The organism is Alistipes sp. DJF_B185, assembly GCF_964250025.1.
In the GTDB taxonomy this organism is placed as follows: Bacteria; Bacteroidota; Bacteroidia; order Bacteroidales; family Rikenellaceae; genus Alistipes; species Alistipes finegoldii.
The window spans coordinates 114,762-130,194 of the sequence record NZ_CAXUDY010000006.1 but is presented as its reverse complement, the minus strand read 5'-3'; the positions used below and the strand labels follow the sequence as shown (position 1 = coordinate 130,194).

The 15,433-nt window shown below is 58.7% G+C and carries 10 protein-coding genes; 4 read left to right on the top strand and 6 right to left on the bottom strand.

Annotation, left to right across the window (positions count from 1 at the left end):
* The first annotated feature begins 90 nt into the window (after nt 1-90).
* Together ispG and ACESTR_RS09745 are read left to right on the top strand one after the other, a co-directional pair.
* A complete protein-coding gene (gene ispG, locus ACESTR_RS09750; protein WP_278714283.1) occupies nt 91-1,572 on the top strand; it encodes a (E)-4-hydroxy-3-methylbut-2-enyl-diphosphate synthase in 1,482 nt (493 codons plus the stop codon).
* Nucleotides 1,569-2,171, top strand: a complete 603-nt coding sequence (locus tag ACESTR_RS09745; RefSeq protein ID WP_195289616.1) for a WbqC family protein — start codon at nt 1,569-1,571, stop codon at nt 2,169-2,171. Before ispG ends, ACESTR_RS09745 begins: the two co-directional genes overlap by 4 nt.
* On the opposite strand, the gene ACESTR_RS09740 is transcribed toward ACESTR_RS09745, so the two are convergent.
* The 6 genes from ACESTR_RS09740 to ACESTR_RS09715 form a co-directional block, all read right to left on the bottom strand.
* Entirely contained in the window at nt 2,095-4,125 is a 2,031-nt protein-coding gene (locus ACESTR_RS09740; protein ID WP_373179197.1) for a glycoside hydrolase family 2 protein, read from the bottom strand. The two genes, ACESTR_RS09745 and ACESTR_RS09740, sit on opposite strands and share 77 nt — an antisense overlap.
* Nucleotides 4,126-4,579: 454 nt before the next feature.
* Entirely contained in the window at nt 4,580-7,660 is a 3,081-nt protein-coding gene (locus ACESTR_RS09735) for a hypothetical protein (RefSeq protein ID WP_014775188.1), read from the bottom strand.
* Nucleotides 7,661-7,750: 90 nt separating this feature from the next.
* Nucleotides 7,751-9,211: a site-specific integrase gene (locus ACESTR_RS09730; protein ID WP_302268070.1), complete on the bottom strand. Its 1,461-nt coding sequence runs from the start codon at nt 9,209-9,211 to the stop codon at nt 7,751-7,753.
* A gap of 167 nt (nt 9,212-9,378) precedes the next feature.
* Nucleotides 9,379-10,302 (bottom strand): AraC family transcriptional regulator, encoded by a 924-nt coding sequence (locus ACESTR_RS09725; RefSeq protein ID WP_302268069.1) that lies wholly within the window; start codon nt 10,300-10,302, stop codon nt 9,379-9,381.
* Nucleotides 10,303-10,439: 137 nt separating this feature from the next.
* A complete protein-coding gene (locus ACESTR_RS09720) occupies nt 10,440-11,306 on the bottom strand; it encodes a diacylglycerol/lipid kinase family protein (protein ID WP_009596694.1) in 867 nt (288 codons plus the stop codon).
* A gap of 8 nt (nt 11,307-11,314) precedes the next feature.
* Nucleotides 11,315-12,325: an FAD:protein FMN transferase gene (locus ACESTR_RS09715; protein ID WP_278433088.1), complete on the bottom strand. Its 1,011-nt coding sequence runs from the start codon at nt 12,323-12,325 to the stop codon at nt 11,315-11,317.
* Between the two features lie 394 nt (nt 12,326-12,719).
* Between ACESTR_RS09715 and rpsO the strand changes: the two genes are divergently transcribed.
* Nucleotides 12,720-12,992, top strand: a complete 273-nt coding sequence (gene rpsO, locus ACESTR_RS09710; RefSeq protein ID WP_009596713.1) for a 30S ribosomal protein S15 — start codon at nt 12,720-12,722, stop codon at nt 12,990-12,992.
* A 94-nt stretch (nt 12,993-13,086) separates the two neighbouring features.
* The gene (gene pnp / locus ACESTR_RS09705; protein ID WP_278433089.1) at nt 13,087-15,321 is read left to right on the top strand and encodes a polyribonucleotide nucleotidyltransferase; all 2,235 of its coding nucleotides are present in this window, start codon (nt 13,087-13,089) and stop codon (nt 15,319-15,321) included.
* Nucleotides 15,322-15,433: the final 112 nt, after the last annotated feature.

The window sequence follows — 15,433 nt, the reverse complement described above, 5'->3', positions numbered from 1 at the left end:
GCACGGACAGGCCGTGTCCCGGCGGTATTCGGAGCAATCCGGCGCTGCGACGGGACGGTGCGGTCCGTTGCGTTGCAAGCGTGAACGATTATGAATCTTTCGGAATACAGCCGCCGTCCGAGCGGCGAAGTGCGCATCGGGCGGGTCGTGATCGGCGGCGGGCATCCTGTCGCTGTACAGTCGATGACCAATACCGACACCAACGATACCGAAGCCTGCGCGGCCCAGATCGAGCGGATCGACCGTGCCGGAGGCGGGATCGTGCGTCTCACGGCGCAGGGTCGCCGCGAGGGCGAGAACCTCGCAAACATTGTACGGAAAGTGCTTGAGGACGGTTTCGACACGGCGATTGTCGCCGACATCCACTTCGTGCCGGAGGTCGCCGCCATCGCCGCGAAATATGTCGACAAGGTGCGCATCAACCCCGGCAATTACCGTACGGATCACGGCGAGTTGGAGGCGCTGATCGCCCAATGCCGCGAGCGGGGCGTCGCACTGCGAATCGGCGTCAATCACGGGTCGCTCTCGAAGCGCGTCTTCGACCGCTGGGGCGATACGCCGCAGGGTATGGTCGTCTCGGCGATGGAGTTTCTGCGGGTCTGCAAGGCGCAGGGGTTCGATCAGGTCGTCGTGTCGATGAAGTCGAGCAACACGCGGGTCATGGTCGCTGCCTACCGTCTCTTGGTCGAAGCGATGGACGCCGAAGATATGCACTATCCGATTCATCTGGGCGTTACCGAGGCCGGAAACGGTATCGAGGGGCGCATCAAGAGCGCCGTGGGCATCGGGGCGCTGATGGCCGACGGCATCGGCGATACGATCCGCGTTTCGCTGACCGAAGCGCCCGAAAACGAAATCCCCGTCGCCGAGCTGCTGGTGAAGCATTTTGCCCGGCGGCCGGGCAAATTCCCCGTACTCCATCCCGAACGCTATTCGCCGACCGAATACCGCCGCCGTACGAACGTCGCGGTGCCTGTCGTCCACACCGAGCCGTTGGAGGGTTTTTGCGTGATCGAAGCCGTGTCGGAGAATCCCACGGCCGAACTGCGGGCCGCGATCCTGAACCTCGACACGCCCCGGCCCGTCGTGGTCAAACGCCGTTACGGGGAGACTTCGCCGGAGACGCTGGCTGTCAAGGCCGCCGCCGATCTGGGCGTGCTGTTTCTCGACGGGCTGGCCGACGGCATCTGGATCGACGCGCCGGGCTTCGCGGAGGAGGAGATCCGCAATATCGAGCTGATGATCCTGCAGGCGGCGCGCGTGCGCTTCTCGCACACCGAATATATCGCCTGTCCGAGTTGCGGCCGCACGCTTTACGACATTGAGAAGACCCTCGCCGCCGTCAAGTCGCGCACGTCGCATCTGAAAAACCTCAAGATCGGCGTCATGGGCTGTATCGTGAACGGTCCCGGCGAGATGGCCGACGCCGATTACGGCTACGTGGGCGCCGCTCCGGGGCGCATCACGCTCTACAAGGGCCGCACGGTCGTTGAGCGCAACATACCGCAGGAGGAGGCGCTCGACCGGCTCGTCGAATTGATCCGGGACAACGGCGACTGGGTGGAGCCATGACCGTTCTGCCTTTGGCATACCTCCCCTCGGCCGAGTACTTCGCGCACCTGCTGCGTGGAGGGTGCGTCGTCGATCTGGGCGAACACTTCGTGAAGCGTTCGGAGCGCAACCGCGCCCGCATCCTCGCCACCGACGGCGTGATGGAGCTGACGGTGCATGTGCGCAATGCCAACCGGCCCCGCCAGCCGGTGCGCGACGTGCGGATCGACTATTCGAAACGCTGGCAGCATCAGCATTGGGGCGCGCTGGTCGCTTCGTACAAGGGATCGCCCTATTTCGATTTCTACGCCGAATATTTCGAGCCTTTCTACCGCCGGGAGTACGGATTTCTGGCCGATTACAACCGCGGATTGCTCGAACTGCTCTGTTCGCTGACGCATGTCCCGATGCCGGACTTTTCCGAGAGCTATGTCGATGCCGCCGCCGGGGACCTCGACCTGCGTCCCAAGCGCAAAAAAGAGGGTCCGGCGTTTATCGCCGAACCCTATGTGCAGGTCTTTTCCGACCGCATGCCTTTCCAGCCTAATTTGTCTGTTGCGGACCTGCTGTTCGCCGAGGGACCGGCTGCCGCTTCGGTTTTAGCACGTTGCCGACTCTGAGCGTTACGCTGTCGCACTGCTCCCCGGCCACTGCTTTCACCTTCACGATACCCTGTATTTCCACCGAGTCGGAGCGGTACTGGCAGGCGGCGTATTGGGTCATCGCCACGGTGTCCGCGCCCACGAACAGCGTAGGCGCTCCGACCGACGAATAGACGCTGAACGCCTGCCGGTTGCGGTCGCGCAGGCTGCGCCGCTTGTCTACGATATGCAGCGTCGGCTTCCGTTCGTTCCACAAAGCCCTGTATAAGTAGTATGCGTCCTTGCGCTCGCGGCGGTCGATCGTCACCAGCCCCTCGCCGTTGATGCCGTAGGGACGGCGCGCCGAACCGTAATCGAACATGTTGTTGATCCACGTGCCCCAGAAGAGCGAATCGTTCTGCAGGTTCTTCACGTATTCCTCGTGGAAGCGCGTCTGGCGCTCTTCGGGCATCCAGTTCGAGCGGGGGGCGGCCTGCGCCGTGTAGCTCTTGTGGCCGATGAAGCCGCTGCCTCCGTAACATACGCCCGAACGGAGGTTGGACCAGTTCTTCTGCAGCTGGTTGCGCCATACGGCCACGTCGTCGGTCGAGCCTTTGCGCCAGCCGACGTCCTGCCGCCAGACGATCAGGTCGGTGATGAAGTTGAGGGCGCCGTTCTGGTCGCTGCACGCCACCGTCGGACGCGAACGGTCCATTGCGTGCGCCGTGTCGTTGAGCCGGCGCAGGTAGGGCGTCACGTCGTCGCCGCGCATCCAGAGCCGCGAGAAGATGCCCCACATCACCACCGAAGGGTGGTTGTAGTTCTGGGCGATGATCTCCTGCAGCTGCTGTATGCCGTTCTGCTCGAACTGCGGCGTGGCGAAGTAGGCCACGTCTCCCAGAAACGAGGAGCGGTGCAGCGGAGAGTCTACCCAGACCAGCAGGCCCTGCTCGTCGCAGCGGTCGTAGAGATACTGCGCGTGGGGCATGACGGCCGAACGCAGGGCGTTGGCTCCCAGATCGCGGATTTGCTGCAGGTCGGCGTCGTAATCCTGCGCCAGAACCGCGCCGCCCGAAATGGCGTTGTCGTGATAGAGCGTCACGCCGTGAACCGGAATGCGCTCGCCGTTGATCGTAAGGCCGCCCGCCGTGGTTACCTGAATGTTCCGGAAACCCGTGCGTACCGTCACGCTGTCCGTTACGGTCTCTTCGCCGATGCTGGCCGTTACCCGGTAGAGCGCCGGAGAGGAGGGGCTCCACAACTGCGGATCGGCGATCGAGAAGGGGATGACGACGGGTCTGCCGTCGAGACGGGTTTTCTGCCGTTTGGTGAAGACCTTGCGTCCGTCCGGGGCCGTGATGTCGAGCGTCAGCATGCAGGTGCTTTCGCCCGCCGAGGTGAGATATATCTCCGCCTCGCCTTCGACCAGCGCGCTGGTGACCGAATTCTGGCGCACGAGTACGCCCTCCGAACCGAGGTGGAGCGGTGAAACGGCCGTCTTTCCGGTCAGGATCAGCTCCGCTTCGCGGTAGATGCCGCCGTAAAGATTCATGTCGGTCGAAGCGGGGAGCACGTCGTCGCGGCTGTTGTTGCTCACCACGACCAGCAGCGCATTGTCCTCGCCGAAGCGTATCTTGTCGGTGATTTCAAAGGTGAAGGCCGTGGACCCGCCGCGGTGTGCGCCGACATGATAGCCGTTCACGAAGAGGTCGGCGACGTTCTGCACGCCGTAGAACTTCACGAACAACCGTTTCGATGCCCATTCGGCGGGTACGTACATGTCGTTCTGATAATTGGCTGTCGTTTCGAGGAAATAACCGCAGGCTCCCGTGTCGGTATTCCATGTGTGGGGCAGGGTTACGTGCCGGGCGTTGTCGCTGCTGTTCTCCGACTTGAAGAAGAAACGCCATCCTTCGTTGAGCGGAAATACCTCGCGGGCCTGCACCGAAGCGCAGGCGGCAAGGAGCAAGAGTGTTGCTATGTATCTTTTCATGGTTCCCGAATTTATTATGCGTCCGCATGCAAAGATAATACAACATCGGTTCAAAATCAAATTTTTGAGATGCATGCCGCCGGATGCCGTCGGGCGCGAAGCCGTTGTCGGACGGGGGCCGACAGCCGGATAACCGCCGTCTGCGGACCTCCCAGACGTATTGCGGGGCGGATTTCGAAACGGCGATTGGCCGGACAGACGGCCCGGCCGGCGGCGGAGTCCGTGCCGGCGGCCGCAGTGTGCCGGAGAGACGGAAGAATATTGCGGAGATTCCGGATAAAAAAAGCGGCAGACCGCGCCTCTTCGGTCTGCCGCAAGCAGGAATGTTACTTGAAATGGGAGTTGTTGTTAACCAAAAAAACTTTGGGATGTGCTGTTCCTGCTTTGGGGATTTGATTTCCCGCGTTCCCGGCACCGCCCCGAAGGACGGCGCCGGAATAGCGGGAAAGGGGGATTAGTTAGCAGGCTCTTCGGGGTGCAGCTCGATCGTCACGTTGGCGGTCATCGTACCCCACTTGTGGCTGACGGTAACCGGAATGAAGAGCTTGACGGTCTTCTCGACCTTCACGCCGTTGATATTCTTGAAGACGAGCTTCGAGCCATTCTTAGTGATGCAGTTCACACCGAAACGGTCTGCAGCCTTGATCTTGGCAGTCTCTGCGGTGATCGCTTCATCCACTACGTAGTTGCCGTTGGCATCCTTCTTCAGGTTGGTCTTGGCATTTGCAAGGTCCCATGCGGGAGCATTCACTGCATAGTAGGCATAGAGTTCGGCAGCATATTTCTCCTTCTCGCCCGTACCGGTCGTCACCTCAGCCACGATGTAGTCCTTGAAGTCGGTCATCGTGAAGGCTTTCGAACAGTCAACCTCGGACCCGCTGATAATCTGGTCTACGAAGTATGCATTGGTCAGCTCGGTGTTGATCTTAAGAGGTTCGACGAAGTAGACATTGAAGTCGGTCAGTTCAATGTGGTTGTAGGGATTGATTGCAGCCCAAACCTTGAGCGTAGCCTGCTGTTTCAGGATACCGATGCCGGCTTCGTTGTTGAGTACCTGTACGGTGATGTCAGCAGCGGCAGCAGCGTTTACGGCGCCCGTGTTCGTGGTTTCCGGAGCGTACCAGTTGTCACCCATACCGTTGTAGTTGAGCTGAACGGCATCCAAAGCGCCCTTTTTCAGCGTGTAACCCGTCTTGTCGGTTTCGCCGGCAGGTTCGGTGTTGCCAGTCAGTGCGGGAGCGTAACCCGTAGCAGGCTGTTTCTTGGCGAACTGGATATCCCATTTGCCGCAGGGAAGCATATCTTTGACAGGTTTGCTGTCGGAGAACAGACGGTCGAGTTCATAACGGTATGCGCAGGTCGCATATGCACCGGGCGTATTGTACTGGATGGGATAAACATATGCCAGCGTGTAATCCGAGTGCCAGAACGAGGAGTCGTAACCGTAGATCGAAGGCAGGGTCGGCTTCTTAATGTTCACAACGAACGAGAAAGTGAGTTTGCCCTGATATGCGTTCTGTGCGGGAATCGTCACATTGACAACCTTCTTCACTTCCTTGCCGGCGATCAGGTCTGCGATCACATTGCCGATCTGCTCAGGCGACAGCGTCCATGTGAAGGCGGCAGCAGACTCGGCAGCGGCGGCATCGAAATTGTAAACCAGCTCGACACCATCGGCAGCAGCCTGAGCCACTGTACCCACGGTATGGTCGGTTGCGGTAATTTCGGGTGCGGCATAGGTTGCGATGAACTCAGCCTGCGACAGACCATTCTCACCGAGCTTGCCGAGCACCTTGGTAACCATCTCTTCCCAAGTGAACGAACCGGTGAAAGCGTTGCAAGTCAGCGTGTAGTTGAACGTCTTGAGAATCTCCAGATCAACCGGAGCGATCTTCTCCCTCAGCCACTGCACCTTGAAATAACGGACATCGACGACGGCGTTCTTGTTGTTTACGTCAACCAGCTCGACGCGAACGATCGGCGTCTTGTCGATGGCTGCTTGGTTGTTGGTCGTTCCGTCGGGCAGTTTCGAGGTCAGCGTCCATGCGCCGTCCGTATTGGCTACGCTGGCGAATTTCTGCTGGTCGGTATCGTTGTCACCTACCGTATAAGGCTTGGTCGGCAGTGCGAAACGGAACTCAAGGCCGGCGGCTTTCAGTGTCTCTTTGGTGATTTCCTTGGCTTCGTCGTTATCGATATAGCAGCCGGTAACCATCGACAGCAGGTCGATCGGTTTGTTGTATGCTTCGGTGAACGAAGGATCGGCAGCCTGTGCATCCTCGTATTTAGCCGAGAAATGATAGTGGGTTGCAGTTTCGTCGCACTCGAACTTGCCATCTGTCGCTTTACCAGAGTTCAGGTCGATCAGAGCTGCGATTTTCGGTTCGATGGCCGTTTCGGTCAGCGCGACATAATCCGAATATACAGCAGTGCCTACTTCGCCTTCGCCGAGGTATTTGTCTGCGAGGGGTACTTTCAGAGCAGCCGTGTAAACATGGTTAGCATCCAGCGTAAGAGCGGTGCCTGCAGTCTTCTTCACGTCTACGGTCAGCACGCCGCCAGCGATATCCCATGAAGCGACGCTCAGCAGTTGTTCGCTGACAGCGGCACGCGTGCGAACCTCAGCCTTTTCGAATACGAAGCTCGGCTCTTTGACATCCTCTTTCGTAACGACCGAGGGGCTTACGTTGTAGCGTACCGAAGTAGCCGAAGCTGCGGTCGTAGAAGTCGTCGAACCTTGTGCCACGGTCTCGGCCGATGCGGTCGAGGTGACTTTCCAAGCTTCATACGACAACGATTTCAACTCGATGGTCTCGATGCCGCCGACATAAAGGTCGGGAATCAGCAGCACGCTGGTCAGACGGCCTGAAATCATGGCTTGCAGGTCTGCGACAGCGTCACTTACAGCCTGAGCAATAGCCTTGTTGATGAAACCGTCCTCTTTCGTTACGGCATCTTCAAGATATTGCTTGATTTTTACATCGTAATCGTCGATCGCCTTGGTCAGCTTGGTCTCGTTCACGAGGTTGGCCGAAGCGACGGCAGCATCGAACGAAGTCTGGAATGCATCCTTGCAGGCGTCGCCGGCAGCCTTTATAGCTGCGTCTTTTGCTGCATTGATGGCATCCTGAATAGCCTTCTCCGTCGTAAATTTGCCAAGGTTCTGCGTTACGGCCGCTACGGCGTCACCCACGTATTTGGTAGTCGCATACGAAGAAAGCGTCGTGTTCAGATAGCTTTTCGTAACATAATTGTCCGAAAGGTCTTTTTCGATAGCTTCGATGTCCTTCTGGAGTTGTTCCTGTGCCTTCTCCAAAGCCTCGATGTCCTTGGCATTGGCATCTGCATCACTCTTTAGTTCGTCGATCCGTTTACCGAGAGCTTCGTCGGCACTCTTCAGGTTATCGACAGATGTCTGCAACGAACTGAGCTGCGACTCCAAAGTCGCGATTTTACCAGTGGTCAACTCGTCGAGGCGGTTGTTGAGTTTGTCGATGTCGTCGTCGTAGTCTTTACAACCGACACCGGCTAACATTGTTCCGGTTAAGAACAAAATACACGTCAAGTTATATATTGATATTTATGATGTTACAACCTCGCATGACGACTCGGTTTACATGGAGGTTTACAAACCGGCACCGGTTTTCGGGTCTTTGGAGGCGGGGCCGGGGATTTGCCAGACCCGCTTGTTGGCGCTGATGATTCTGTCCGTGTCGAACTCTTTGAGGTAGGTTTCGATTTCCGCAGGGTTGCGTCCCATGTTCTGGGCGATCAGGGGCAGCGGCACGTCGGCGTGATAAAGACGTGACGCATAGGTGTGACGGGCCGAATAGAAGGTGATTTTCCGCGACAGGCCGATGCGCTTCGCCGCACGCTGCAACCCTTGGTTTATCACGTTGTTGGCATAGGTTATGCGTTCGAACCGGCGTTGGGGGTCGTCGTCGAAGTAGATCGGAAAAACGAAGTCGTCTCCGGCGCCGCCCTTCGCCGTGCGGGCGAACGGCTTCATATAGGGCCACGCCACCCGCTGTTCGACCAGAATGCGGATCGGATGCAGGGTTTTGGCCCGAACGAAGTTGATTTCGTAAAAAGCGACCGTCTCCTTATGCGCTTCGGCATACCGGGGGCCGTAGGCCGCACAATCCCGGTCGGACTTCTCCCGGTCCGGAATCTCCACGCATACGAGGTCCTTCCACCTCAGGCGGGCCAGATCGACCAGCGCCAGCCCCTGAAAAATATAGGAGCAGATGAACATCGAAAGCGCGAACTGCTCGGCGTCGTACGACGCCTGCCGCTCTTCGCCCCGGCATCCGCGGCATGGCGCGCGCCAGCAGCGTCTTTTCATCGTCCGGGGATCGGGTCTCTTCCGGGTCTTATAATAATATGTATCGAGGTAGTAACGGATCAGGCTGTCAAGTTCGTCGGTCGTGAGCGCCCGCTTGGCGGTCCGCACGTCGAGCCTGCGGCTCAGACGGAAGCGGTCGAATGGATTGGCGTCCAGCAGTCCGTTCTGGCAGGCGTAGTTCATCAGCGCTTTCAGGGCGCTGAAAAACCGTTTGATGCTCGTATCGGCATAATGCGCATGGAGGTACTCCTCGAACTCGCCGAGCCATGCGCCGTCCACGTCGAACAGCTCGACGGTCCGGTGCTGAGAGAACCGTTCGACGATATGGAGCAGCGTCTGGTAGCCGGTGGCCGTGTTGTGTTTCTGGAGGGTGTCCCTGAAATAAGCGATACGCTCTTCGAAGAGGTCGTACAGGGTTTTCCGGGGCGGAGGTTTACGCACCGAGGCTTCGAATATGCGCTGCACGGAGTAGGGCACCCCCTGCCGCTCGAAATCCAGCACTTTGTTTTTCAGCGCCGTCAGTTCGGAACCGATGATGGCGTTCATGTTCGGGGCCAGCGGATGCCGTTCGCGCACCTCCTGCTTCGCGGCGTTCCACCATTTCGCCGGACAGGAGAGTCCCGTGCTTTTGTATCGGCGTTTGCTGTTGTAGCAGACCCTTATCATGACGGGGTGTTCGCCGCTGGCGAGGGTCTTCGATTTGTAAAGGACCGCCGTGACGGTCGCCTTGGGGATTTTCATGTTTTTCCGGTTTACGCTATGGTTTACAAAATAAGCGTCGAACAGCTGAGAAACGGCCGCTCGAAATTCATGTTATATCGACGAATACCGGGCTGCACCCCCGTACTTTTCGGATGGAGACAACAAAAAACCCTCTCCGGGAGAGGGTTTCGTGCCGTATCTGCGGCTCAGCCTTTGCGTTTGTAGCGCGAGGGGCTGGTGCCGGTGTGCTGTTTGAAGTATTTGCCGAAGAACGACTGGGTCGAGAAATTGAGGTGGTAGGCGATCTCCTGAATACTCATGCCGGAGTATTTGAGCAGCGCCTTGGCTTCCAGAATCACCGATTCGTCGATCCAGCACGCGGCGGTTTTGCCGCTCACCTCCTTGACCACGGACGAGAGATATTTCGGCGTGATATTGAGCTGCTTGGCGTAGAAGCTGACGTTGCGTTCGCGTTTGTTGTACTGTTGGAGCAGCGACATGAATTCGTCGAAGAGCACTTCGCAGCGGCCTTGTTTGATCTCGCCGGGCTGCTCGCGCTGGTTGATCTCGGTGATGATGTAGAACGCCGTGGTGAAAAGCGTCCGGATGATTTCGTGGCGGTAACGCTCCTTGTCGCTGCGCAGCATGGTTTTGATGAGCTGGAAGAGCTGGCGTATCTGGTCCACGTCCTGCGGCGTGACCTCCAGTACGGGAGCCTTGCCGAAGCGCATGTAGACCGGCAGCGACGTCGAGAGGTCGATCTGGATCTCATTGACGAACGATTTGGAGAACGCCAGAAAATAAGCCGCGGCGTTCGACGAACATTTCACCGTGCGGATGATGCTGTCTGGATTGAAAAAGACGATGGTGTTGGGCTTGACGTTGTAGTTCTGCATGTCGATCGACACGGTGGCTTCGCCCGTCATCATGATGATGGCCGAGAAACCGTCGATCGAAGCCGGGTAGTCGGACGTCGTGTTGTTCTGCGCGTCGAGTGTGGTGATTACCAGATCGTCCGACAGATAGAAGACGTCGCTCATCTCCTTTTTGATGCGTGAGATCGAAACTTTCCGCAAATTCTCACGTCCTCCTTCCCGCGTCGTCCGTGTCGCTTTGATATTATCCGCCATATCGTCGTGGTTTTTCGGACAAATGTAACAATTTTCGTCCGAAATTGCAATAGGCCGGAGGAAAAATAGCGAAGTACGCAGGCCGGCGGCGGCGGAAACGACCGTCTTGAAACGCCTTTCAAACGCCTGAAACGGCGCTACTCTCCGCGGGGGCACATGATGCGGAGACCTCCGGCGATGCACTCGATATGCAGCGGGAATTCGGCCCCTTTCTGCCCGTCGACGTCCGTCGGTTCGTTGACCGTCGATACGATGTCGAGCGAACGCACCTGAAGGTGGCGGACGATCTTCGGATTGCCCCGCAGCAGATAGCGGCCCATGGCCAGCGTCGAACGGAGGAAGTTCTTCTTTTCGAGCATGATGCAGTCGAACAGACCGTCCTTGATCGACGAACGGCGCGCGAGGCGGAATCCGCCGGCCGTCTCGCCGTTGAAGACGAGCACCATCAGCGAGTTGAAATCGAAAGCCTGTCCGTCGGCCACCACTTTGAGCGGCACGGCGTGCATCGCGCGCAGCTCCTTGACGCCCTCGATCAGATAGGCCAGTTTGCCGATCTTGTGCTTGCGCTGGTCGGGCGTGCGCTGCGAGGTGGTCGTGAAGATGCCGAAGCTGAAGATATTGACGAAATAGAGTCCGTTGACGCATCCGCAGTCCACGCGGTCCACCGCGCCGGAGGCGATCTGCCGCGCCGCTTCGAGCGGCTGGTGCGACATGCCCAGCGCACCCGCGAAGTCGTTGGCCGTACCGGCGGGAATCACTCCGAGCGGGATGTCCAGCCCCTTGTTTTTCATGGCGTTGACCACGTAGTTGACCGTGCCGTCGCCGCCGGCCACGACCATCAGGTCGATCTGTTCGTTGCCGTCGAACGGATTGGCGCAGAAGTCGATCAGCTGCGGTTTGATATCGTAGCCGTAAGCCCGGAATACCGTGCAGACGGCTTCGGTGCAGCGTTCGATTTTGCATTTCCCGGATTGGGTGTTGTAGAGAAAAACAGCGCTTTTCATAGGGATCGTTATTGCATGATCATCGCCTCCATGGCGGGTGAAATATACTCTTCGTAGCCGTCGGTCCCGTCGGCGAGGATGAAATAGGCCTTCACGTCCGGCATCGTCCTGACGGCCTTCAGCGCATCGTCGGCCCCCATGGCCAGAAACATGGTTCCCAGCGCGTCGGCTTCGGCGCAGGTCGGCGCGGCGACGGTCACGGAGAGCAGACGCGACACGGCGCTGCGCCCCGTACGCGGGTCGATGGTGTGGGCCACCTTGTTGCCGTCGGCATCGAGGTAGAAGCGGCGGTAGTTGCCCGAAGTGGCCAGACCGCCGTCGGTCAGGCGGATGCGTTTCTGCACGTATTCTCCGTCGGACATGTTGCCGTCGAACGGGGTTTCGATGCCGATGCGCCACGGCCCGCCCTGCCGGTTGACCCCTTTGCAGCGGACTTCGCCGCCGATGTCGACGATGTAATTGCGGGCGCCGAACGATTCGACCAGCCGGGCGAGCAGATCGACCGTGTAGCCTTTGGCGATCGAATTGAAGTCGAGCTGTACGCGGGGATCGGCCTTCACCAGCCGGCCCTCCTCGACACGGACCTTTTCGCGGCCGACGAATGCGAGGATCGAATCGACGTCGGGATGCCGTTCGGCCTGCCTGCCGGCAAACCCCCACGCTTCGACCAGCGGTTTGACCGTCACGTCGTAGCGGCCGCCGCTCAGGGCGCCGATGCTGTCGGCCAGATGCAGGTTGAAGGCGATATGGCGGTCTACGCTGTCCGTCTCGTTGCGGTTGAGCCGGCTCAGCAGCGAGCCCGGATCGAAGATCGACATAGACGCCTTGGCTTCGCGGTCGAGTTCCATCACGGCGGCGTAGAGTTCCTGCGGGGAGACGCCCTGCACGTCGGCCGTGATATGCAGCGTTGTGCCGAGCATCACGCCGTCCACGGCGGTATAGGAGGAGGCGCCCCCGCATCCCCAGAGGGCGGCCGCGGACACCGCAATCCAGACTTTCCGAATCAGCTTTTCTGTCATAACGTGCTCTTGTCAGCCGCAAAAATAGCATTTTCCGGGAGATTCGGGAAATTTCCGCCGAAAAGATTGCTCCGCGGCGTGCGGCGCAGGCGGAACGGCCGTTGCGGCCGATGCGTTTGCCGCACCGGCCTGAGCGCCGGACGAATGTTTCCGGGATCGGATCCGGCTTTGTAAACGACTGGAAAACAGCGACGCCACGGCCCTGTGCGAGCCTCTCCCGGCACCCGAAGAATAGCATCTACGAACGATTTTTTACGTTTTTCAGTCCGAAGACAATAATTTTTTGATTTTTAATACTTAATTTCCAATTAATTCGTAACTTTGCCGGACGCTCTGGCGTTATTCACGGTAAGGGGAATGCGTCGTAGAGTGGAACTGAATAAATTTCAAAAAAATGGCTTATTTAACAGCTGAGAAAAAGCAAGAGCTTTTCGGCCAGTACGGCAAGTCTAACACCGACACGGGTTCTCCTGAGAGCCAGATCGCACTGTTTTCGTACCGTATCAGCCACCTTACAGAACACCTCAAAAGCAACAAGCACGACTTCGGCACGCAGCGTTCGCTGCTGCGTCTGGTCGGCAAGCGCCGCGCGTTGCTGGAGTACCTGAAGGAGGTCGACATCGAGCGCTACCGCGCCATCGTCAAGACGCTCAATCTCCGCAAGTAATCCGCGAGGAAGAAATGAGGGCAATTCCCGGAAGGGGTTGCCTTCATTTTCGTAAAGACAACGATTCGAAAAACACTATAGGTTAATTTTTTTTATGGAAGACAAAAAGCTGTACAATGCAGTCCGCAAGATCATTACGCTGGCCGACGGACGCCAGATCGAGATCGAAACGGGCAAACTGGCCAAGCAGGCCGACGGCTCGGTGGTGGTCAAGCAGGGCGATACGATGCTCTTGGCCACGGTAGTAGCCGCCAAGGACGCAAAACCCGACACCGATTTCATGCCGCTCCAAGTGGAGTACAAAGAGAAGTACGCTTCGTGCGGACGCTATCCCGGCGGCTTCATGAAGCGCGAAGGCCGCGCCAACGACAGTGAGATTCTCGTCGCCCGTCTGATCGACCGCGCCCTGCGTCCCCTGTTCCCCGCGGATTACCACGCCGAAGTTTACGTGACGGTGAACCTCATTTCGGCCGACAAGGATATTCAGCCCGACGCGCTGGCCGGTCTGGCCGCTTCGGCCGCACTGGCCGTTTCGGACATTCCGTTCGGAGGCCCCATCTCGGAGGTCCGCGTTGCACGTCTCGACGGAGAGTACGTCATCAACCCCAAATTCTCGGAGATGGACCGCGTGGACCTCGACATCATGGTCGGCGGTACGATCGACAACATCCTGATGGTCGAAGGCGAGATGAAAGAGGTTTCGGAAGAGGTGATGCTCGGAGCCATCAAGTTCGCACACGAGGAGATCAAGAAGCACTGCGCCGTACAGATCGAGCTTTCGAAAGAGCTGGGCAAGGACGTGAAACGCACCTACTGCCACGAGGAGAACGACGAGGAGCTGCGCCAGCTCATCGTCAAGGAGCTTTACGACAAGGCCTACGCCATCGCCACCAGCGGTACGATGAAGCACGAGCGCGAGGATATGTTCAATGCCCTCGAAGCCGAATTTGCCGCGCGCTATTCGGAGGAGGAGCTGGCCGAGAAAGCCATGCTGATCCACAAATACTTCCACGACGATGTGCAGAAGAAGGCCATGCGCAACATGATCCTCGACGAGGGCCTGCGTCTCGACGGCCGCAAGACCGACGAGATCCGTCCGATCTGGTGCGAGGTGGACTACCTGCCCGCCGCCCACGGTTCGGCGATCTTCACCCGCGGCGAAACGCAGTCGCTGACCAGCGTTACGCTCGGCACGAAACTCGACGAAAAGCAGAAGGACGAAGTGCTGGTGCAGGGCACCGATCAGTTCGTGCTCCACTATAACTTCCCGCCCTTCTCGACGGGCGAGGCCAAGGCCGCACGCGGCCTGAGCCGCCGCGAGATCGGCCACGGCCATCTGGCATGGCGCGCCCTGAAGCCGATGGTTCCGCTGGGCGAGGAGAACCCCTACGCCGTGCGCGTCGTTTCGGACATCCTCGAATCGAACGGTTCGTCGTCGATGGCTACCGTCTGCGCCGGTACGCTGGCCCTGATGGACGCCGGCGTGAAGCTCAAAAAACCCGTGTCGGGTATCGCCATGGGTCTGATTTCCGACTCCCAGAGCGGCAAATGGGCCGTACTGTCGGACATTCTGGGCGATGAGGACCACCTCGGAGACATGGACTTCAAGGTGACGGGCACCAAGGACGGCATCACCGCCACCCAGATGGACATCAAGGTGGACGGCCTTTCGTACGAAGTGCTGGCCGCCGCGCTGGAACAGGCCCGCAAGGGACGCCTGCACATCCTCGGCAAACTCACCGAGTGCATCGCCGAGCCGCGCGCCGACTACAAGCCTTTCGTGCCGCGCATCGTTCAGATCACCATTCCGCAGGACATGATCGGCGCCGTGATCGGCCCCGGCGGCAAGGTGATTCAGGACATCCAGAAGACTACGGGCACGACCATCACCATCACGGAGGTGGACAACAAGGGCATCGTGGACATCTTCGGACAGGACAAGACCGCGCTCGACGGCGCGCTGAACCGCATCAAGGCTATCGTTGCGATTCCGGAGGTCGGCGAGACCTACCACGGCAAGATCCGTTCGATCGTCACCTTCGGCGCATTCGTCGAGATCATGCCCGGCAAGGACGCCCTGCTCCATATTTCGGAGATCGACTACAAGCGTTTCGAAACCATGGAGGAGACCGGCCTGAAAGAGGGCGACGAGATCGACGTGAAGCTGATCGGCATCGACCCCAAGACCAACAAGCTCAAATTGTCGCGCAAGGTGCTGCTGCCCAAGCCCGAAGGCTATGTGGAGCGCGAGCGTCGTCCCCGCGAAGACCGTCCCGACCGCGGCGAACGCCGCGAGCGCCGCGACCGTCCCGGACGCAAAGAGGAGTAAACAGACTGTCAATGTGCTTATTTCGGACGAAAAAGTATCGAAATAATGTCCGAAATATTGCACATTTACCAAGAGTTTTCTATATTTGCGTTGTTCAGCGGGTTGAATTCCG